Genomic DNA, 20,387 nt, shown 5'->3' with positions numbered 1-20,387 from the left:
CGCGCAATCGTTGCCGCTGGCCCCCTGCAGCCTGCGGCAACGGCGACACCGCTGACTTTTCACACGACGAGGTCTTATGCCCGCACGCCCGGTTCTCAGTCCTGAAACATTGCGCTGGTTGCCGTGGGTGGTCGCCATCGCGTTTTTCATGCAGTCACTCGATGGCACGATCCTCAACACGGCGTTGCCGGACATGGCCCGCGACCTGGACGAGAACCCCTTGCGCATGCAGGGCGTGATCGTCGCTTACATGCTCACGGTGGCCTTGCTGATCCCGGCTTCCGGCTGGATTGCCGACCGCTTCGGCACCAAGAAAATCTTCTTCAGCGCCATCCTCCTGTTCAGCCTCGGCTCCTTGCTGTGCGCGCTGTCCGGCACCCTCGACCAACTGATCGGCGCCCGCGTGATTCAAGGGCTGGGCGGCGCCTTGATGTTGCCGGTGGGGCGGCTCGTGGTGCTCAAGGCGTATCCACGCTCGGAGCTGGTGCGGATCATGGGGTTCATCACCATCCCCGGCCTGCTCGGCCCCTTGATCGGCCCGACCATGGGCGGCTGGATGGTGCAGTACCTGAGCTGGCACTGGATCTTTCTGATTAACCTGCCGGTCGGCGCATTCGGTTGCTGGGCGGTCTGGCATTTCATTCCAGACTTGCGCGGCGACGAACGCACCCGTTTCGACGGCCTGGGCTTTTTGCTGTTTGGCGCGGCGATGGTGTTCATCACCATTGCCATGGAAGGGCTGGGCGAACTGCACATGCCGCACTTGCGGGTGATGTTGCTGCTGTTTGCGGGCATGGCGTGCCTGGCGGCGTATTGGCTGCGCGCCGGTAATATCGCCAATCCGTTGTTTTCCCCAAGGCTGTTCAAGACCAAGACGTTTGCCGTGGGCATCCTCGGCAACCTGTTCGCCCGTCTGGGCAGTGGCGCGCTGCCGTTTCTGGTGCCGTTGCTGTTGCAAGTGGCACTGGGGTATTCGCCTTCACAAGCCGGGATGAGCATGCTGCCGCTGGCAGGTGCCGCAATGCTGGCCAAGTGGGTGGCGCGGCCACTGATCGAGCGCCTCGGCTATCGCAAGGTACTGACCTTCAACACCTTCGCGCTGGGCATTATGCTGGCCAGCATGGGCTTGGTGACTGCACACACGCCGTACCCGCTGTTGCTGTCGATGCTGGCCGTGCTCGGGGCCATCAACTCCTTGCAGTTCACTGCCATGAACACCGTGACCCTGATCGACCTCGACGACGCCAGCGCCAGCAGTGGCAACAGCTTGCTGTCGGTGGTGGCGCAGTTGTCGCTCAGCCTGGGCGTGGCCTGTGCCGGTGCACTGCTCGGCGGCTTCACCGGCGATGGCGGCGGGGATGGGGTGGACACGGTGCTGGGGGCGTTCCAGCTGACCTTCCTGACCGTGGGCATCATGGCCATGCTGGCCGCGGCGATCTTCCTGCAACTGTCACCTCAGGATGGCCGTAAACCCAAAGCCCACTCGGAGCACGAACTGGACCACTGAGGGTTGCCGCGGATTCTGGGCGACAACTCGTCCAGAATCTTCAGGCGAAGGGCCTTGGGCTGTTACACTGCGCGACATTTTGTTTTGCAGGCCAGTCCCGTGACCACCATCGCCACCGCTTTTAATACTTTGCCCTTGTCCGCCGCCATGCTGGCTAACCTCGACTCCCTCGGTTATGCCCAGATGACGCCGATTCAGGCGCAGAGCTTGCCGGTGATCCTCAAAGGCATGGACCTGATCGCTCAGGCCAAGACCGGCAGCGGCAAGACCGCCGCCTTTGGTATCGGCCTGCTGAACCCGATCAACCCGCGCTTCTTCGGCTGTCAGGCGCTGGTGATTTGCCCGACGCGTGAACTGGCCGACCAGGTCGCGAAAGAAATTCGCCGTCTGGCCCGCGCTGAAGACAACATCAAAGTGCTGACCCTGTGTGGTGGCGTGTCCTTCGGGCCGCAGATCGGTTCGCTGGAGCACGGCGCGCACATCATCGTCGGCACCCCGGGCCGCATCCAGCAACACTTGCGCAAAGGTTCGCTGGTGCTCGACGGCCTGAACACGCTGGTACTCGACGAAGCCGACCGGATGCTCGATATGGGCTTTTACGACGCCATCGAAGACATCATTGTGCAAACCCCGGAGCGCCGTCAGACCTTGCTGTTTTCGGCCACGTACCCGGTCGGCATCAAGCAACTGTCGTCCAAGTTCATGCGCAACCCGCAGCAGGTCAAAGCCGAGGCGCTGCACACTGACAGCCAGATCGAACAGCGCTTCTATGAGATCTCCCCTGAAGAACGCATGAGCGCCGTGACCAAGGTGCTGGGCCATTTCCGCCCGCAATCGTGCGTGGCCTTCTGCTTCACCAAGCAGCAGGTTCAGGAAACCGTGGATCACCTGACCTCCAAAGGCATTTCTGCCGTCGGCCTGCACGGCGATCTGGAACAGCGCGACCGCGATCAGGTGCTGGCAATGTTCGCCAACCGTTCGACCTCGGTACTGGTTGCCACTGACGTGGCCGCCCGTGGTCTGGACATTGACGCACTGGACATGGTGATCAACGTCGAACTGGCGCGCGATTCCGAAATCCACATTCACCGTGTGGGCCGTACCGGCCGTGCCGGTGAAAAAGGCATCGCCATCAGTCTGGTTGCACCGTCCGAAGCGCACCGCGCCCAAGCCATCGAACAATTGCAGAAGGCCCCGCTGAACTGGGAAACCCTGGACACCCTCACCTCGCAAGGTGGCGCGCCGCTGCTGCCCGCCATGAGCACGTTGTGCATAGGTGCCGGGCGCAAAGACAAAGTGCGTCCGGGCGACATTCTTGGTGCGCTGACGGGCGAGGCCGGGATTCCGGGCGCTCAGGTCGGGAAAATTGCGATTTTCGACTTCCAGGCCTACGTCGCGGTTGATCGCACCATCGCCAAGCAGGCCGCTCAGCGCCTGAGCGATGGCAAAATCAAAGGCCGTTCGCTGCGCGTGCGGGTGCTGTAAAACGCCTTAACCCCCCTCTTCCCAACCCTCTCCCTGAGGGCGAGGGGGCAGATTGATTCAGAATTCCAAACCACCCCCCTCTCTAGCGCTCTCTCCCTCCGAGAGGGTTGGGGGGGAAGGTAGCTTTTAATGAGGACTGCGCTGTGCGTTCTACCGACGTTGTAATCATTGGCGCTGGCGCCGCAGGCTTGATGTGCGCGCTGACCGCTGCCGGACGTGGGCGCAAAGTGATGTTGATCGACCACGCCAACAAGGCGGGCAAGAAAATCCTCATGTCCGGCGGTGGACGCTGCAACTTCACCAACATGTACACCGAACCTAACAATTTCCTGTCGCAGAACCCGCACTTCTGCAAGTCGGCACTGGCCCGTTATACCCAGTGGGATTTCATCGCGATGGTGGCCAAGCATGGCGTGCCGTATCACGAGAAAAAACTTGGCCAACTGTTCTGCGACAACAAGTCCAGCGACATCCTTGAGATGCTCCTCGACGAGTGCCAGCAAGCGGGTGTCAGCCTGCACCTGGACACGTCCGTCGAGAAGATCGAGAAAACCGAATCCGGTTACACCCTCAATACCACCCTCGATGTGTTGCAGTGCCAATCCCTGGTGATCGCCACAGGCGGGTTGTCGATCCCGACCCTCGGTGCGACCGGCTTTGGCTATCAAGTGGCCAAGCAATTCGGGCATACCCTGCTGCCGACCCGCGCCGGGTTGGTACCGTTCACCATCACCGATCAGTTGAAAGCGATCTGCACCGAACTGTCAGGCACCTCGGTGGATTGCCTGGTGAGCTGCAATGACCAGAGTTTCCGCGAGAACATCCTGTTCACTCACCGCGGCTTGAGCGGCCCGGCGATTTTGCAGATCTCATCGTTCTGGAACCCTGGCGACACGGTGGAAATCAACCTGCTGCCCGACCTCGATGCCCTCGACTGGCTGCACACCCAACAGGCTGAACGACCGAACACAGAGCTGAAAACCCTGCTGGGTGAGATCTTCACCAAGAAAATGGCCAACCTGCTGGCCGAGCACTGGTATGTGTCCAAACCCATGAAGCAGTACACGCCGGGCGAGTTGGCAGAGGTGGCGGACAAACTCGCGTGCTGGAAGGTCGTACCGGCCGGCACTGAAGGCTATCGCACTGCCGAAGTGACCCTGGGCGGGGTGGACACGCGGGAAGTGTCGTCCAAAACCATGGAGTCGCTGAAAAGCCCTGGTCTGTATTTCGTGGGCGAAGTGCTGGATGTCAGCGGCCACCTGGGCGGCTTCAATTTCCAATGGGCCTGGGCCTCGGGTTACGCCGCTGCGCAGTACGTTTAACCCTCTGCGGTTGAAGACCGCGATGACGGCCCCATTATTTTGGGGCCGATGTGAACAGTGTCATTGCACTGTCGTCATAACTGGCTCAATTTAGCGAAACGACTCGCAAGGCAATGCCACTTCAATGTCATCGAAAACCTTTCGACACTCTCTGCGGCGCTTGTGGGCGCAAGACAAGTTCAGTTACAGCGTCCGGGTGTTTATCGCCCTGACCGGCAGCATGGCCTTTTGCTGGTATCAGAACGAGATGAAGCTGCTGATCCCGCTGTTTCTCGGGATCATCGCCAGCGCCCTGTCCGAAACCGATGACAGCTGGCAGGGGCGCCTGAATGCCTTGCTGGTGACGCTGGTGTGTTTCACCGCCTCTGCAACCACGGTCGAACTGTTATTCCCCTACCCGCTCTTGATGGTGTGCGCGTTGGCGCTGTCCAGTTTTGGCCTGACCATGCTGGGGGCGCTGGGCGAGCGCTATGGCGCCATCGCGTCGGCCACGCTGATCCTCGCGGTGTACACGATGATCGGTGTCGACCAGCGCGGCGGTGAAGTCACCGATTTTTGGCATGAGCCGCTGCTGTTGGTTGCGGGCGCCGCTTGGTACGGGGTGCTGTCGGTGTTGTGGCAGGCACTGTTTTCCAATCAGCCGGTGCAGCAAAGTCTGGCGCGGCTGTTCTGGGAATTGGGGCTGTATCTCAAGCTGAAGTCGTCGTTGTTCGAACCGATCCGCACGCTGGACGTGGAGGCCGGGCGCCTTGAGCTGGCGCGCCAGAACGGCAAGGTGGTGGCCGCGCTCAACACAGCCAAGGAAATCATCCTGCACCGCGTCGGTAACTCGCGGCCGGGTTCCACGCTCAGCCGTTACTTGAAGCTGTATTTCCTGGCCCAAGACATTCACGAGCGCGCCAGTTCTTCGCACTATCCCTACAACGCGCTGGCCGAAACGTTCTTCCACAGTGACGTGATGTTCCGCTGCCAACGCCTGTTGCGCCAACAAGGGAGCGCTTGCCAGCGCTTGTCCGAGTCGATCAAGTTGCGCCAGCCCTTTGTCTATGACGACAGTTTTGCCGAAGCGCTCAGCGACTTGCACGCGTCCCTCGAACACTTGCGCATCCAGAGCAATCCGGCCTGGCGCGGGCTGTTACGGTCATTGCGGGCGCTGGCCGCCAACCTCGGGACCCTCGACCGCTTGCTGAGTGACGCCAGCAACCCCGACACCCTTGCGGATGCCACCGACAGCAGCTTGCTGGACCGCTCGCCGCGCAACCTGAAGGATGTGTGGTCGCGTCTGCGCCAGAACCTCACGCCCACGTCGCTGATTTTTCGTCACGCCCTGCGCCTGCCGTTGGCGCTGTGCATCGGTTTTGCCATGGTGCACTGGATTCACCCGACCCAAGGCTACTGGATCATCCTGACCACGCTGTTTGTGTGTTCGCCCAGCTATGGCGCCACGCGCCGCAAGTTCAGCCAGCGCATCATCGGTACGGCCATTGGCCTGGCGGTGGGCTGGGCACTGTTTGATCTGTTCCCCAATCCGCTGATTCAGTCGATGTTCGCAGTCGCAGCAGGGGTGGTGTTCTTTATCTACCGCACCACGCGCTACACCTTGAGCACCGCGGCCATCACCTTGATGGTGCTGTTTTGCTTCAATCAGGTGGGCGACGGCTACGGGTTGTTCCTGCCGCGCCTGTTCGACACGCTGGTGGGCAGCGTGATTGCAGCCGCCGCCGTGTTCCTGTTCCTGCCAGACTGGCAAGGGCGGCGCCTGAATAAAGTGCTGGCTAACACCCTGAGCTGCAACAGCCAATACCTGCGCCAGATCTTGCAGCAATATGCGCAGGGCAAAAGCGACGATCTGGCCTATCGGCTGGCACGACGCAATGCCCACAACGCAGATGCGGCGCTGTCGACCACACTGGCCAACATGCTGATGGAGCCGGGGCACTTCCGTAAGGATGCGGACATGGGCTTCCGCTTTCTGGTGTTGTCCCACACGTTGCTCAGCTATTTGTCAGGGCTGGGCGCGCACCGCGACACGCAGTTGCCGGCCGAGGTGCGTGAACAGTTGATCGAAGGTGCCGGGCGCACGATTGCCGACAGCATTGACCTGATCGCCCAAGGTCTGGCCAACCGTCAGCCCGTGGCGGTGCAAAGCGATGACGAGGAAGCGCTGGCCAGTGCATTGGAGCAGATGCCCGATGACATCGACGAAAGTCAGCGCCTGGTGCAAACCCAACTGGCACTGATCTGCCGCCAGCTCGGGCCATTGCGCACATTGGCCGCGCATTTAATCAAAACCCCGTAAAGGCGTTTGGCGGCCTCTGGCGATCACGCCGGGTTACATGCCATGCGCCTTGATCAGACGCTCAAAGCTGCCGTCGGCTTTCATGGCGGTGATTTCACGGTCGAAATCCGCAACGATTTTGGCGTGATCGGGGTTCTGCAGACTGACCAAAATATGCAGCTGGTTTTCGCTCAATGCCTTGGGCATAAACTCCACCGCATTGCGCACCCGCGTTGACTCACGCGCCAGCCGATAGCGCGCCACGTACTCGTCCTCCAGTGTCAGGCTGACTCGGCCCGCCACCAACATGCGCACAGCCATCGCAAAGTTATGCACAGGGACTTTGTTGAGGTGGGTGTTGTTGTCGAACTCGGGGGTGTAGGCGTAACCGGGCACGTAGGCGATGGAATAGCCAGCCAACTGCGCCAGCGTGTCGTAATTGACGGGAGAGTCTTTGCGCCGGATAAAACGCAGGCGGTTTTGCAGGTACGGCGCCGAAAACTGCCCGATTTTCAGACGGTCCTCCTTGAACCAGGCGTTGACCAGTACGTCATAACGACCGTTTTGTATCCCCTGCAACGCTCGCGCCCAAGGCACTTGCTCAAACCTGCTGGGATAACCTGCCCGCGAGAGGGCCGTGCTGACCAGATCAGTGGCCAGCCCACCATTGATCAGCGTGCCATCGGTAAAAGGCGGCCAGAGATCGCCAACCAGACGCAGCGTCTCGGCGCTGGCGTGATGAGCCCATAAGGTCAATCCAAACACAATCAAAGCCCGACGCAAGCGAGACATGCAAGATCCTTATAGGGCTACCCACTATTATTTAGCTGCCAATTATTGGGGTTCATCCTGATCAGCGTCAGGGTATGAGAGACCTGACCACCTAAAGATAACCCCCAATCGCAAAAGGTTGATATTAAAAAGCCTTATCTGCTGACACTTTTACGCTTGGCCTGCTTTGCCATCACGCCTAGTATCTGGCGACCGCCACTTGTTCAGGACAACACCGTGACCACTGACTGGATCTGCAAACACCACTCCGACTTGGGTAAAGAACAGCTGTACGCCATTTTGAAGCTGCGCTGTGAAGTGTTCATCGTTGAACAGGAATGTGCCTATCTGGACATCGACGGACAGGATCTCGAAGGTGACACGCTGCACCTGATGGGCTGGCAAAACGATCAACTGGTGGCCTATGCACGCTTGCTCGACCCAGACTCCCATGCCGGGGATGTGGTGATTGGCCGGGTCATCGTGGCACCTCAGGCACGTGGACATAGCCTGGGCCATGACTTGATGGACCAGGCCCTGCTTAACATCAAAGAAAACTGGCCGCAGGAACCTGTCTTTTTGTCAGCCCAGGCGCACTTGCAATCGCTTTATGCAAAGCACGGCTTTTACGTCGCAGGCGAGCAATACCTGGAAGACAACATCCCGCATATCGGCATGCGCCTGGACGCCGACGATCAGGGGTAACCCAACACCTGCTTGATCTGATCCACATGCCCGGCGATCCACTGTTTATTAATCGGGCCCCAGCTGCGGACCACGTAGCGCCCGGCGTGATTGCGGGCGCCGTCCTCTTGTTCGAATTCGCACAGGATGTCCAGATCAGCCAGCGCCGCTATTGTGTCCTGCGCCGTACGACGGGGCATGCCGGTCACCTCCGTGAGCGCCGGAACGTTGCTGGCCTGTTGGGTATCAATCAACCAGGCCACATACAGGCGCCGGTAAAAGCTGCTTTTGGTTTTACTGACGTCCATTCATCACTCCGGTCACACGGTGGATTTTCGGTTGCGCGAACCTGTTCGCGGCTACCGGTAAAGTCAGGTTTTACTCTGCAGGTCACGCCACGTCAGGTACACCCGCAGGTCGAATTCCAGCTGGTGATAGTCGGGCAGCATGTACTCACACAATTTGTAAAACGCCTTGTTATGGTCCGACTCCTTCAAGTGGGCCAGCTCATGCACCACGATCATCTTCAGGAACTCGGGCGCGGCATCTTTAAACAGTGAAGCCACGCGCAGCTCTTTCTTGGCCTTGAGTTTGCCGCCCTGCACCCGTGAAATGGTGGTGTGCAAGCCCAGGGCGCGGTGGGTCAGGTCGAGGCGGTTGTCGAACAGCACTTTGTCAAAAGACGGCGCGTTACGCAGGTGCTCCTGCTTGAGTTCAAGCGCGTACACGTACAGGGCTTTGTCACTCTGCACTGCATGTTTGCGGGGATAACGCTCGTTCAGGTACGTACCTAACTGATCACGCTCGATCAAATGCCGTACTTGATCCTGCAAGGTCTGAGGGTATGCCTGGAGGTATTTGAGAGCAGTCATGGGGCCCGCGCGACGCGTAAAAAGTGCGCCAGTGTAGCGGCGCATCGGCCCTTACTTCCAGTGAACAGGGCTCAGCAAGGGCTGGGCGCTGATTAACGCATCATAAAAGCGGTACTGCTGACGCCCTGCCCGCTTGGCTTCGTACATTGCCGCATCGGCTGCGCGCATCAGGGTTTCAAGGCTCGTGCCACACCCGGGGGACAGCGCAATGCCAATACTGACCCCAAGGCTGACATCCAGCCCTTGTATTTGCTGGCGTACCGCAATCATGTCGATCAGTTGCCGGGCAATCTGCGCAGCTTCCTGCGCCTCAGTGACGTTCAGCAACAGGGTGAACTCATCCCCGCCGATGCGCCCCAAAACATCGCCGGGCCGGGCGCACTGCTCCAGCTGTTCGGAGACCCAACTCAGCGCACGGTCCCCGACTTCATGCCCCAGCGAGTCGTTGATACGCTTGAAACCGTCCAGATCCAGATACAGCAGCGCACGCAATTGAGTGTCCGCAGCGTCACGCATCAGCACGCCCTCAACGGAACGCTGAAAACCGCGACGGTTCAAGAGTCCCGTCAATGAATCCGTAATGGCTTGCAGTTCGAGTTGCTGATGCAAATGGCACACTTCCGACATGTCCAGCACCGTCACCACCATCGCGTGCTGTTGCCCCGACAAAGGCGCACAGGACAGGGTGACAGGCAGCAGTTGGCCTTGGGCCGAGCGCAGGATTGCATCATGCACGCGATAGGTTTCGCCGCGCCGGTAACCATGATAGATCGCAGACTCATACCACTCGGGTACGTGGGGTTTTTGCAGGAAATCCAGCAGGGGCACGCCTTCCAGACCCGCTACGGAGACCTTGAGCAAGCGGGAAATGGCCGGGTTGGCGAATCGGATACGCCCGTCTTCGTTGACCACCAGAATGCCTTCGGCGGCATTTTCCAGTACCGAAGCATTGAACGCCTGGGCTATTTCCAGATCACGGCTCAAGCGGCGCAGCGCCCGGGCATTGCTTTGATGTTCCAGCAGCGCCTGCACTTTGGGTTTGAGGATTTGAGAATCGAAGGGCTTGAGCAAGTAATCGACGGCGCCGCACGCGTAGCCCTCGAGTACCGCGTCCCGGGATTGTGCATTCCCCGTGAGAAAAATAATCGGGGTGAGCCGCGTGCGTTGGCTGCCGCGCATCAGTCGGGCAACTTCAAACCCGTCCATGCCTGGCATGTGCACATCCAACAGCACCAGATCGACCTCGTTACTGAGCAACAACTCCAGGGCTTCTACACCTGACGTTGCCGTCAGAATGTGCCAATCCGCACGCTGCAACAGCGCCTGCATGCTGATCAGATTTTCAGGGTAATCATCCACTACCAAAAGCACTGAACCAGTCTCGACTGGTTTCTCGGGCACGCATTCCATGCTGCTTCTCTTTATGACTGTCCTGAACTCAGGAGAAAACCGGACAAAAATCGGGATCCAACTCTAAACCTGAGTATCACAAAGCAGAAGCGACCCACCGTCACACAATTACACATAGTTGTACTGAACCGACTAACGGTATAGCCATTAGTCCCTTTGTGTAAGGCAAGCCTTACAACCGCGGCCTATTTTTTGACGTCAATTAAACACCTGGTTATTTACTGGCACTACCGATCGTCCTATAAAGACCATCCCTCAAAGCCCTGGTCCAGACGCCATCAACGCGTTTGATGCCTGTAAGTGCTTCAGCTCAAGGCCCGAAACATGATCGATCTGGCAACCTGGAACCTGAGTGTTCCCGTCGGTAATTCCCCTACCACCATCGAGACACCGCGCCTGCTCAAGGGCTTCACAAATATGTATTTCCACTCCGACTCCGGCACGCTTTTTTTCTGGGCGCCCGTGACCGGAAGCACCACCGTCAACGCCATTTACCCGCGCAGCGAATTACGTGAGACTCGCGCCGATGGCTCCCTGCGCAATTGGCTCTACCCCAGCGCCAACCATTTTTTGAACGCTACATTGACCGTCAATCAAGTGCCCTCCTCGGGCAAGATCGTGATCGGTCAAATCCACGCGTTTCAAAGCCAGCAGCCCATGCTCAAGTTTGAGTATCAATACAAAACCAGCAAACTCAGCGGCAATCTGGTGGCCAAGGTGCGCATACGCCCCAACGACACCACCATCAAAACCGTGACCGTAGCCGAGAATGTGCCCCTGCAAAAAAGCTTCACCTATGTGATCAATTTGACGCCCGACGGCACCTTGAACGTCAAAGGCGCCAATAAGGTGTGGAGCACCCCCATCAGCGCCACGTGGCGCGACAAACCGTTGTACTTCAAGGCTGGGGTGTACGTGCAAGACAACACGGGCAACAGCAAGGAAGGTGGACAAGTCACGTTCAGCAAGCTGGACATCGACCACAACGCGCTTTGAGCAAAACGTTGAGCTGCAATGCGGCTCTACAGTCATGGCTTTTGGTCACGTCGGGGTAGGCCAGATGATGTCTAAATGATGCGAATCAACGGACTCATCCTCGGTCGAAAGTGGGATATTTGCTTATGTAAATGAAGGGCACTTCTGAGATGGCGGTATCCCCTCAGGCATTGCTTGCGGCACTGAAAGTCGCAGGGCTATCTTCTGGAGTCGCCGAGCGGCCTGGCCCAATTGATGCTTCCAGTGGAATCGACATGAAGAAAAAGCGCGACGATCACCTGCACGATGAAACAACTCGGCGCCTGCTTGAAGACCTCAACGCTACGCCTGCCCCGCTGGACGAACTCAACCCGACCCAGGCCGCCGAGGTCAGCCCGGCCTCGCCTTTCGCCGTACGCAGTGATGTGCGGGCGCTGGAGGCCCTGAAGCATATGTCGATGATGCTTAAAAGCGCCGAAGAGGTTTCGGACGAGATCACCGAACGCGCCAGCGGCATCGAACGCGGGCTGATCTGGTCGATGCTGCACTCTGTCGAGATGACCCGCTCGCTGGTGGATGCACTGCTCAGGGGCAATGGCGTCGATCCTGAGTCGTTATAGCCACCTCACCCGCGCCTGCACCCGATGGGCTGTCAGCGCCTACAAAAAAGCCCGCATCGCTGCGGGCTTTTCATGTCGCGCAGGTCTTAGTTGACCTTGGCGTTCAGCTCACCCTTCAGGTAACGCTGGTACATGGCTTCCAGAGAGATCGGCTTGATCTTCGAAGCATTACCGGCGGTGCCGAAGGCTTCGTAACGGGCGATGCAGACATCACGCATCGCCGTCACCGTAGCGCCGAAGAATTTGCGCGGGTCAAACTCGCTCGGGTTGGTAGCCATCAGGCGGCGCATGGCGCCAGTCGATGCCAGACGCAGGTCGGTGTCGATATTGACTTTGCGTACGCCGTGCTTGATGCCTTCAACGATTTCTTCAACCGGCACGCCGTAGGTTTCTTTGATGTCGCCGCCGTATTCGTTGATGATTTTCAGCCACTCTTGCGGCACCGAGGACGAACCGTGCATCACCAGGTGAGTGTTCGGAATGCGTTTGTGGATTTCTTTGATCCGGTCAATCGCCAGCACGTCGCCAGTGGGTGGCTTGGTGAATTTGTACGCACCGTGGGAAGTACCGATGGCAATCGCCAGGGCGTCCACTTGAGTGCGTTTTACAAAGTCAGCGGCTTCTTCAGGATCGGTCAGCATTTGGCTGTGGTCCAAAACGCCTTCAGCGCCGATGCCGTCTTCTTCACCAGCCATACCGGTTTCCAGCGAACCCAGGCAGCCCAGCTCGCCTTCTACCGACACACCGCAAGCGTGAGCCAGCGCAACGGTTTGCTGAGTAACGCGCACGTTGTAATCGTAGTCAGTCGGGGTCTTGCCGTCTTCGCCTAGCGAGCCGTCCATCATCACCGAGCTGAAGCCCAGCTGGATCGAACGCTGACACACGTCAGGGCTGGTGCCGTGGTCCTGGTGCATGCACACCGGGATATGCGGAAATTCTTCGATAGCGGCCAGGATCAGGTGACGCAGGAACGGAGCACCTGCGTATTTGCGCGCACCGGCCGAAGCCTGAACGATCACCGGGGAGTCAGTCTTGTCAGCGGCTTCCATAATGGCGCGCATCTGCTCAAGGTTGTTGACGTTAAAAGCTGGAACGCCATAGCCGAATTCGGCGGCGTGGTCCAGCATCTGGCGCATGCTGATAAGTGCCATTGTGCGTGTCTCTCCCGGACGAGGGTCGTTAATCGTGCAAGCCTGCCGGAGCGGCGGCTGCTATTCAAGTTTTTGCAGATCGGGGGTAACCGGCCTGCGAGTAAGTAGCATCGTCTGTCGTCGTTGCCGCAGTCTGTTCAAAGCCCATCACTGAACCGGCAACGCCTACAGGTCAAAGCGTTACGGGCACCCGCGCTCTTTAGAAGGCGTGGGTGACTCGTATTTCTCAAGTGCCTCAGGCCCTGATCGTTTATTGACCAATGGCACGCTCTGCGCCTGCCAGTCAGCCTGGTAGCAGCCGCTCTCTTCAGGCGTGGCCGCTTCAGGCGCTGGCTTGTTCGAGCCGGAACAACCGGCCACCAAGCCTGCAATCATCAACAGCGGTAACAACTTGAGCATGTCCATGCTTCCTTTCAGGGCCTGATTCACGTTCAGGCTTTCGCGCGGCTTTCCAGGACTTCCACGGCAGGCAATACCTTGCCTTCAACGAACTCCAGGAATGCGCCGCCACCGGTCGAGATATAAGAAATCTTGTCAGCAACACCGTACTTGTCGATGGCGGCCAGCGTGTCGCCCCCACCGGCAATCGAGAACGCAGCACTGTCAGCGATGGCGTGGGCCAGCACTTGGGTGCCATTGCCAAACTGGTCAAATTCGAACACGCCCACCGGGCCGTTCCACAAAATGGTTTTGGATGACTTCAGCAGCTCGGCAAAGTGCGCAGCCGTCTGCGGGCCGATGTCCAGAATCATGTCGTCTTCTGCCACGTCAGCAATCAGCTTGACGGTGGCTTCAGCGCTTTCGGCAAATTCCTTGGCCACGACCACGTCGGTCGGCAGCGGCACATTGACCTTGGCGGCGATGGCGCGCGCGGTGTCCAGCAGGTCGGGTTCGTACAGCGACTTGCCCACCGGGTGGCCCGCTGCGGCGAGGAACGTGTTGGCAATGCCGCCGCCCACGATCAGCAGGTCGCAGATCTGGCTCAGGCTGTTGAGCACATCCAGCTTGGTCGACACCTTGGAGCCCGCGACAATCGCAGCCATCGGTTTGGCCGGGGCGCCCAGCGCTTTGCCCAGGGCTTCCAGTTCGGCAGCCAGCAACGGTCCTGCAGCCGCAACCTTGGCGAACTTGGCCACGCCGTGGGTCGAACCTTCGGCGCGGTGCGCAGTGCCGAAAGCGTCCATCACAAACACGTCGCACAAGGCCGCGTATTGCTTGGCCAGTTCATCAGCGTTCTTCTTTTCGCCCTTGTTGAAGCGCACGTTCTCGAACAGCACGATGTCGCCGGCTTTCACGTCAACGCCATTGAGGTAGTCGCTGACCAGTGGCACTTCACGGCCCAGCGCCTTGCTCAGGTAATCAGCCACGGGCTTGAGGCTGTTTTCGGCCGAAAATTCGCCTTCAGTCGGGCGGCCCAGGTGCGAGCAGACCATGACCGCCGCGCCTTTCTCCAACGCCAGCTTGATGGTCGGCAGCGAAGCAAGGATGCGCGCATCGCTGGTGACAACACCGTCCTTGACTGGGACGTTGAGGTCTTCGCGGATCAGTACGCGCTTACCTTGCAGATCGAGGTCGGTCATCTTCAACACGGTCATGGGTCGCAGTTCCTGAGTTTCTAATGTTAGAGAACGGTTTTTGGGTGAGTTACATGCAGATAGTGCTCTGCCACATCGATCATTCGATTGGCAAAGCCCCATTCGTTGTCGAACCAGGCCAGCAAGTTGACCAACCGGGGGCCGGACACACGGGTCTGGCTTGCATCGACAATCGCTGAATGCGGGTCATGGTTGAAATCACAGCTGGCATGGGGCAATTCGGTGTACGCCAACAGGCCTTTAAGCGGACCGCTGGTGGCGGCTTCGCGCAACATGCGGTTCACTTCCACCGCGTTGGTGTCGCGCGCGGTAATCAAGGTGATATCAAGGCACGACACATTCAAGGTCGGAACCCGTACGGCTTTGGCTTGAATTCGGCCCGCAAGTTCCGGCAGCAAACGTTCAATGCCTTTCGCCAGACCGGTGGACACCGGAATCACTGACTGAAACGCCGAACGTGTACGACGAAGGTCTTCGTCATGGTACGCATCGATCACCGGCTGATCATTCATCGCCGAGTGAATGGTGGTAATCGACACGTACTCCAGACCGAACGCCTGATCCAGCAGACGCAACAGCGGCACGCCGCAGTTGGTGGTGCAGGACGCATTGGAGATCAGCCGCTCGGTGCCGGTCAGGGTGTGCTGGTTCACGCCGTACACGATGGTGGCGTCGGCATCTGCCTCGCTGGCCATCGGTTGCGAAAACAGAACAGCGGGGGCTCCGGCGTCGAGAAAACGCTGGCCGTCCGTACGGGTGTTGTAGGCACCGGAGCATTCCAGAACCAGATCAACGCCCAGCGCGGCCCAGTCAATTCCTTCAGGAGTGGCACTGCGGAACACTTTCACGCAGTCGCCATTGATGTGCAGGCAGTCGCCTTCGATCCGTATCTCGCCGGGAAACCGGCCATGCGTGGAGTCGAAGCGCGTCAAATATTCGAGGCTGGCCATATCGGCCAAATCATTCAGGGCAACAATTTCAAACCCGGCAGCAGCTCCCCGCTCAAACAACGCACGCAAGACGCAACGACCAATGCGGCCGTAGCCGTTGAGTGCAACTTTGTAAGGACGCGGTTGAGGCATGGGGTTCTCTTATTCAAAACCTGTCGTCGCCGCCGAAGACTGCGATCAGGACCGCGGGCCCTTCAAGGAAAAGGGTGCCTGCGGCAGCGACTAAGGGGATCGCGGCGGCCAGAGGCCGCCGCGTGGAGCATTAGTCTTCCAGCAGTTCGTCAGCCTGACCCAGGATGTTTTCCAGGGTGAAACCAAACTCTTCGAACAAGGCAGGCGCAGGCGCCGACTCGCCGTAGGTGGTCATGCCGATCACACGACCTTCCAGGCCGACGTACTTGTACCAGTAGTCTGCGTGGGAGGCTTCAATGGCGATCCGCGCGCTGACCTGCAACGGCAGAACCGACTGTTTGTAGCCTGCGTCCTGCGCTTCATACACGCTGGTGCACGGCATCGAAACAACACGTACCTTGCGGCCTTGCTCGGTCAGTTTCTCGTACGCCTGAACCGCCAGGCCGACTTCCGAACCCGCCGAGATCAGGATTAGCTCAGGCTCGCCTGCGCAGTCCTTGAGCACGTAACCACCGCGGTTGATGTCGGCAATTTGCGAGGCATCACGGGTTTGGTGGTTGAGGTTCTGACGCGAGAAGATCAGCGCCGACGGGCCGTCCTTACGCTCCAGTGCGAACTTCCAGGCCGCTGCGGATTCCACCGCATCGGCTGGGCGCCAGGTGTCCAGGTTCGGCGTGGTGCGCAGGCTGGTCAGTTGCTCGATAGGCTGGTGCGTCGGGCCGTCTTCACCCAGACCGATGGAGTCGTGGGTGAACACGTAGATCACGCGCTGCTTCATCAGGGCCGACATGCGGATGGCGTTGCGGGCGTATTCCATGAACATCAGGAAGGTTGCGCCGTAAGGCACCAGACCGCCGTGCAGGGCCACGCCGTTCATGATGGCGCTCATGCCGAACTCGCGTACGCCGTAGTACACGTAGTTACCGCTGGCATCTTCTGCCGACACACCTTTGCAGCCTTTCCACAGGGTCAGGTTGGAACCGGCCAGGTCGGCCGAACCGCCCAGCAGTTCAGGCAGCAACGGACCAAATGCGTTCAGGGTGTTCTGGCTGGCTTTACGGCTGGCGATGGTTTCGCCTTTGGCCGCGACTTCATTGATGTAGGCAGTGGCCTTGGCATCGAAGTCAGCGGGCAATTCGCCGCTCAGGCGACGGGACAGCTCGGCCGCCAGCTCCGGGAACTCGGCTGCATAGGCGGCGAAACGCTGGTCCCACTCGGACTCAACGGCAGCACCGGCTTGCTTGGCGTCCCATTCGGCGTAGATCTCGGCCGGGATTTCAAACGGGCCGAAGTTCCAGTCCAGTGCCTTGCGGGTCAGGGCGATTTCATCGTTGCCCAGCGGAGCACCGTGGCAATCTTCTTTGCCCTGCTTGTTCGGCGAACCGAAACCGATCGTGGTTTTGCAGCAGATCAGCGTTGGCTGGTCGCTTTTGCGTGCGGTTTCAATCGCGGTCTTGATCTCTTCCGGATCGTGACCGTTGACGTTACGGATCACTTGCCAGTTGTAGGCTTCGAAACGCTTTGGCGTGTCGTCGGTGAACCAGCCTTCGACTTCGCCATCGATGGAGATGCCGTTGTCGTCATAGAAGGCAATCAGTTTGCCCAAGCCCAACGTACCGGCCAGCGAGCCGACTTCGTGGGAAATGCCTTCCATCATGCAGCCATCACCCAGGAACACGTAGGTGTGGTGATCGACAACAGTGTGACCAGGACGGTTGAACTGTGCGCCCATGACTTTTTCTGCCAGGGCAAAACCCACGGCATTGGCCAGACCCTGACCCAACGGGCCGGTGGTGGTCTCAACGCCCGGCGTGTAGCCCAGCTCCGGGTGACCCGGAGTGCGGCTGTGCAGCTGACGGAAGTTTTTCAGGTCGTCGATCGACAGGTCGTAGCCGGTCAGGTGCAGCAACGAGTAGATCAGCATCGAACCGTGGCCGTTGGACAGCACGAAGCGGTCACGGTCAGCGAATGACGGGTTGCTCGGGTTGTGCTTCAGATAATCGCGCCACAGTACTTCGGCGATATCCGCCATGCCCATCGGGGCACCCGGGTGGCCGCTGTTGGCTTTTTGCACGGCATCCATGCTGAGTGCACGAATGGCGTTGGCACGCTCACGACGGCTGGGCATCGCTGTTCTCCTGGGAATTGATAAATAAAAACGAATCGGAAAAAAGGCGAGCATTTTCCCTCAGGCAGCGCCCTCGGGCAATGACAGATAGTCACTTGAGCCGTTTTTCCTGTGCTTAACCGTTCAATCTGTTGAGGTTTGGACCGCGGCGCTCGTCATTACACTTAACCGGTCCGACAAACGTGCCAGTTATCGACCAATATCAAAATGTTTTGATATTGGCCTTGCGACGACAGAACGGGGTAACTAGACTGCGACCCCATGAACTTACGCGTGCCTTCAATTCGCCATGACGATTGCGATGAGCTCTCCGCCCTGTGCAAGGCTGGAGGCGACCCGCTGCGACTGAATGTGCTGCGCGCGTTAGCCAACGATTCATTTGGTGTGCTGGAGCTGACACAGATATTCGCCACCGGCCAATCCGGCATGAGCCATCACCTCAAGGTGCTGTCGCAGGCCGGGCTGGTTGCCACACGGCGCGAAGGCAACGCGATCTTTTATCGCCGCGCCCTGCCTCACACCGAACAATTGGGCGGCAAGTTGCACGCCGCGCTGCTGGAAGAGGTCGACAACCTGACCCTGCCCGCTGACGTACAGGCACGTATCAGCGCTGTACACGGGCAACGCGCTGCCGCTAGCCAAGACTTTTTCTCGCGCATTGCCGAGAAATTTCGCGCCCAGCAAGACCTGATTGCAGGCTTGCCGCAGTACCGGGACAGCGTATTGGCATTGCTCGACAAGTTGAGCTTCACTGCGCCAGCTACTGCGTTGGAGGTTGGCCCCGGCGATGGCAGCTTTTTGCCTGACCTGGCTCGGCGCTTTCATCAGGTCACGGCACTGGACAACAGCCCGGCGATGCTTGAACTGGCACGTCAGGTGTGTGAGCGCGAATCACTGAACAACGTCAGCCTGATCCTGGCCGACGCGCTCAACGGTTCGCAGATTCAAGTCGATTGCGTGGTTGTGAACATGGTCCTGCACCATTTCGCCGCACCGGCTGAAGCAGTTAAGCAACTGGCCACCTTGCTGCAACCTGGCGGTAGCCTGCTGGTAACAGAGTTGTGTAGCCATAATCAGGCGTGGGCCCGCGAGGCGTGCGGCGATTTGTGGCTAGGTTTTGAACAAGATGATCTGGCCCGTTGGGCCACCGCTGCGGGACTCGTTCCCGGGGAAAGCCTCTATGTAGGCTTACGTAATGGTTTCCAGATTCAGGTCCGCCACTTTCAGCGACCTTCTGGCGACACTCACCATCGGTAAATATTAGGAAACCGTCGAGATGAGCGAATACTCCATTTTCACCTCCGAGTCCGTGTCTGAAGGGCATCCGGACAAAATCGCTGACCAGATTTCTGACGCGGTGCTGGACGCCATCATTGCTGAAGACAAGTTCGCCCGTGTGGCGTGCGAGACTCTGGTGAAAACCGGCGTAGCGATCATCGCGGGCGAAGTCACCACCTCGGCCTGGGTTGACCTGGAGCAGATCGTTCGTGACGTGATCACCGACATCGGCTACACCAGCTCTGACGTCGGCTTCGACGGCGCAACCTGCGGCGTGATGAACATCATCGGCAAGCAGTCCCCTGACATCAACCAGGGTGTTGACCGCGCCAAGCCTGAAGATCAGGGCGCTGGCGACCAGGGCCTGATGTTTGGCTATGCCAGCAACGAAACTGACGTGCTGATGCCAGCACCGATCACCTTCTCGCACCAGTTGGTTCAACGTCAGGCCGAAGCCCGTAAATCCGGCCTGCTGCCTTGGTTGCGCCCGGACGCGAAATCCCAGGTTACTTGCCGTTACGACAATGGCAAGGTAGTGGGCATCGACGCTATCGTGCTGTCGACCCAGCACAACCCGGATGTCAGCGCTGCCGATCTGCGCGAAGGCGTAATGGAGCTGATCGTCAAGCACGTGCTGCCTGCCGAACTGCTGCACAAAGACACCCAGTTCCACATCAACCCGACTGGCCAGTTCATCATCGGCGGCCCGGTGGGCGACTGTGGCCTGACCGGTCGCAAGATCATCGTTGACACCTACGGCGGCATGGCCCGTCACGGCGGTGGCGCATTCTCGGGTAAAGACCCGTCCAAGGTTGACCGTTCGGCGGCTTACGCCGGTCGTTATGTGGCCAAGAACATCGTGGCAGCCGGCTTGGCTGAGCGTTGCGAGATCCAGGTTTCCTACGCAATCGGCGTCGCTCAACCGACTTCGATTTCGTTGAACACCTTCGGCACTGGCAAAATTTCTGACGAGAAAATCATCAAGTTGGTACGTGACGTGTTCGACCTGCGTCCTTACGCGATCACCAAAATGCTCGACCTGCTGCACCCGATGTACCAGGAAACCGCAGCTTACGGCCACTTCGGCCGCACGCCGCAAACCAAAACAGTTGGCGACGACACCTTCACCACGTTCACGTGGGAGCGCACTGACCGCGCTGAAGAGCTGCGCGCTGCTGCTGGCGTGTAAGTAAGCCTGCTGCATCCAAAAGCCCCGGACAGGCGACTGT

Annotated in this window: 17 protein-coding genes and 1 pseudogene; 9 read left to right on the top strand and 9 right to left on the bottom strand. The window is 59.1% G+C overall.

The features are described 5' to 3' along the window. Positions 1–76 precede the first annotated feature (76 nt). From HBN61_RS16805 to yccS, 4 genes are all read left to right on the top strand, one after another. Entirely contained in the window at positions 77–1,507 is a 1,431-nt protein-coding gene (locus tag HBN61_RS16805; RefSeq protein WP_094991589.1) for a multidrug transporter subunit MdtD, read from the top strand. 147 nt (positions 1,508–1,654) lie between these two features. Next, positions 1,655–2,992 (top strand): ATP-dependent RNA helicase DbpA, encoded by a 1,338-nt coding sequence (gene dbpA, locus HBN61_RS16800; protein ID WP_262373394.1) that lies wholly within the window; start codon positions 1,655–1,657, stop codon positions 2,990–2,992. A 143-nt stretch (positions 2,993–3,135) separates the two neighbouring features. Then, positions 3,136–4,314: an aminoacetone oxidase family FAD-binding enzyme gene (locus HBN61_RS16795; RefSeq protein WP_170047270.1), complete on the top strand. Its 1,179-nt coding sequence runs from the start codon at positions 3,136–3,138 to the stop codon at positions 4,312–4,314. A gap of 124 nt (positions 4,315–4,438) precedes the next feature. Beyond that, positions 4,439–6,613, top strand: coding sequence for a YccS family putative transporter (gene yccS / locus HBN61_RS16790; RefSeq protein WP_094991591.1), 2,175 nt, complete (start codon positions 4,439–4,441; stop codon positions 6,611–6,613). Between the two features lie 33 nt (positions 6,614–6,646). Here yccS and HBN61_RS16785 read toward each other — a convergent pair whose 3' ends face one another. Then, entirely contained in the window at positions 6,647–7,384 is a 738-nt protein-coding gene (locus HBN61_RS16785) for a substrate-binding periplasmic protein (RefSeq protein ID WP_170047268.1), read from the bottom strand. Between the two features lie 216 nt (positions 7,385–7,600). Between HBN61_RS16785 and HBN61_RS16780 the strand changes: the two genes are divergently transcribed. Next, positions 7,601–8,068, top strand: a complete 468-nt coding sequence (locus HBN61_RS16780; protein ID WP_094991593.1) for a GNAT family N-acetyltransferase — start codon at positions 7,601–7,603, stop codon at positions 8,066–8,068. Here HBN61_RS16780 and HBN61_RS16775 read toward each other — a convergent pair. The 3 genes and pseudogenes from HBN61_RS16775 to HBN61_RS16765 form a co-directional block, all read right to left on the bottom strand. Further along, the gene (locus HBN61_RS16775) at positions 8,059–8,355 is read right to left on the bottom strand and encodes a winged helix-turn-helix domain-containing protein (RefSeq protein ID WP_094991594.1); all 297 of its coding nucleotides are present in this window, start codon (positions 8,353–8,355) and stop codon (positions 8,059–8,061) included. The two genes, HBN61_RS16780 and HBN61_RS16775, sit on opposite strands and share 10 nt — an antisense overlap. Before the next feature lie 63 nt (positions 8,356–8,418). Beyond that, positions 8,419–8,919, bottom strand: a complete 501-nt coding sequence (locus tag HBN61_RS16770) for a M48 family metallopeptidase (RefSeq protein ID WP_170047266.1) — start codon at positions 8,917–8,919, stop codon at positions 8,419–8,421. Positions 8,920–9,018: 99 nt separating this feature from the next. Continuing rightward, positions 9,019–10,329, bottom strand: a pseudogene (locus tag HBN61_RS16765) (diguanylate cyclase domain-containing protein); the annotation flags it as partial. Between the two features lie 324 nt (positions 10,330–10,653). Here HBN61_RS16765 and HBN61_RS16760 point away from each other — a divergent pair. Beyond that, positions 10,654–11,325 carry a polysaccharide lyase family 7 protein gene (locus HBN61_RS16760; protein ID WP_170047264.1) on the top strand — a complete coding sequence of 224 codons (672 nt, stop codon included), beginning with the start codon at positions 10,654–10,656 and terminating at the stop codon, positions 11,323–11,325. Between the two features lie 254 nt (positions 11,326–11,579). Then, a complete protein-coding gene (locus tag HBN61_RS16755) occupies positions 11,580–11,924 on the top strand; it encodes a hypothetical protein (RefSeq protein ID WP_094991597.1) in 345 nt (114 codons plus the stop codon). An 86-nt stretch (positions 11,925–12,010) separates the two neighbouring features. On the opposite strand, the gene fba is transcribed toward HBN61_RS16755, so the two are convergent. From fba to tkt, 5 genes are all read right to left on the bottom strand, one after another. Further along, a complete protein-coding gene (fba, locus tag HBN61_RS16750) occupies positions 12,011–13,075 on the bottom strand; it encodes a class II fructose-bisphosphate aldolase (RefSeq protein ID WP_047278209.1) in 1,065 nt (354 codons plus the stop codon). A gap of 180 nt (positions 13,076–13,255) precedes the next feature. After that, on the bottom strand, positions 13,256–13,474 hold the full coding sequence (locus tag HBN61_RS16745; RefSeq protein WP_048375396.1) for a hypothetical protein: 219 nt from the start codon (positions 13,472–13,474) through the stop codon (positions 13,256–13,258). Between the two features lie 32 nt (positions 13,475–13,506). Continuing rightward, the gene (locus tag HBN61_RS16740) at positions 13,507–14,670 is read right to left on the bottom strand and encodes a phosphoglycerate kinase (RefSeq protein WP_094991598.1); all 1,164 of its coding nucleotides are present in this window, start codon (positions 14,668–14,670) and stop codon (positions 13,507–13,509) included. Positions 14,671–14,696: 26 nt separating this feature from the next. Then, positions 14,697–15,752, bottom strand: coding sequence for an erythrose-4-phosphate dehydrogenase (epd, locus tag HBN61_RS16735; RefSeq protein WP_094991599.1), 1,056 nt, complete (start codon positions 15,750–15,752; stop codon positions 14,697–14,699). A gap of 130 nt (positions 15,753–15,882) precedes the next feature. Continuing rightward, a complete protein-coding gene (gene tkt / locus HBN61_RS16730) occupies positions 15,883–17,880 on the bottom strand; it encodes a transketolase (RefSeq protein WP_170047263.1) in 1,998 nt (665 codons plus the stop codon). A 261-nt stretch (positions 17,881–18,141) separates the two neighbouring features. Between tkt and HBN61_RS16725 the strand changes: the two genes are divergently transcribed. Beyond that, a complete protein-coding gene (locus HBN61_RS16725) occupies positions 18,142–19,137 on the top strand; it encodes an ArsR/SmtB family transcription factor (protein ID WP_094991601.1) in 996 nt (331 codons plus the stop codon). Positions 19,138–19,156: 19 nt separating this feature from the next. After that, positions 19,157–20,347, top strand: a complete 1,191-nt coding sequence (gene metK, locus HBN61_RS16720) for a methionine adenosyltransferase (protein ID WP_047278222.1) — start codon at positions 19,157–19,159, stop codon at positions 20,345–20,347. The last annotated feature ends 40 nt before the right edge of the window (positions 20,348–20,387 follow it).

This window comes from Pseudomonas sp. WS 5071, assembly GCF_012985765.1.
Lineage (GTDB): Bacteria > Pseudomonadota > Gammaproteobacteria > Pseudomonadales > Pseudomonadaceae > Aquipseudomonas > Aquipseudomonas lundensis_A.
Note: the sequence above shows the minus strand (reverse complement) of the source record. Positions and strands in the feature narration are given on the sequence as shown.